Annotated in this window: 1 pseudogene; it reads left to right on the top strand. The window is 56.5% G+C overall.

Features of this window, described 5'->3' with window-relative positions:
• Positions 1-76: 76 nt before the first annotated feature.
• Positions 77-1,054: pseudogene (locus AB4Z11_RS32635) on the top strand (transposase); the annotation flags it as partial.
• Positions 1,055-1,105: the final 51 nt, after the last annotated feature.

Genomic DNA, 1,105 nt, shown 5'->3' with positions numbered 1-1,105 from the left:
TGATCTGCATTGGAAAAATTAGACGCTTCAGAGCGCGAGTTTTTGGTCAATAATTCCTTAGCGGGAGGGTTTGACTATGAAGCGCAAACATTTTCCAGCGGAACAAATCGTGTCCGTGCTGAAGCAGGCCGAATTGGGCATGGCGGTCAGCGACATTGTCCGGCAACTCGGCATTTCTGAGCAGACCTTTTACCGCTGGAAGAAGCAATATGGCGGCATGCAATCCGAAGGCGTGCGGGAGCTCAAAATTCTCCAGGATGAGAATGCACGACTGAAGAAGTTGGTGGCTGAGCTGAGCCTGGACAAGGCAATCCTGCAGGACGTCGCATCAAAAAAGTGGGGCGGCCCGCGCTGAAGCGCTTGGTGGTCGATTACATCATCGAGCACTATGGATTGAAACTGGCGCGGGCCTGTCGGCTGATCAAGCAAGTGCGTAGCACGCAGTATTTGTCGAGCAAGAAGGATCCCAAGCTGGCGCTGGCAGTTGCAGTTGCGCGCCTGGCGCAAGAAGCGGCGCAAGAGCGCTGTGGCGCGCCAGGCGCGCATGCAGCCCCGTCAGGCAAACGACGCGTGGAGCATGGATTTTGTGGCCGACCAACTTGCCGACGGAACGAAGATACGCCTGCTGACGATCATCGACATCTACAGCCGYGAGTCGTTGGCCATCGTGGCGGGCTATCGGCTACGTGGCGACGACGTCGTAGCTGCGCTCAACCAGATCATCACAAAGCGCGCGGCGCCCCGATACCTGTTTGTCGACAACGGCGGGGAATTTTCGGGGCAAATGCTGGACCTATGGGCCTACCACCATCAGACCAAGATCGATTTCAGCCGGCCGGGCAAACCAACCGACAACTGCTTTATCGAAACGTTCAACGGGTCACTGCGTGATGAATGCCTGAACGTCCACTGGTTCACCTCCTTGACCGAGGTTCAGGCCATCGTGGAGGCTTGGCGCGTGGACTACAATGAGATCCGGCCTCACATGGCTCTCAAAGACCAGACGCCAACGGAATACGCTCGGAGAACGGTTTCTGGAGGGCTTGAAGGCCATTGACCGACCAAATTCTCGGCCCCGAAATGTCCATGTAATCCAAGCGGATCA

The sequence above is a fragment of the Pseudoduganella sp. RAF53_2 genome (genome assembly GCF_052113985.1).
Classification (GTDB): Bacteria; Pseudomonadota; Gammaproteobacteria; order Burkholderiales; family Burkholderiaceae_D; genus Rugamonas.
Note: the sequence above shows the minus strand (reverse complement) of the source record. Positions and strands in the feature narration are given on the sequence as shown.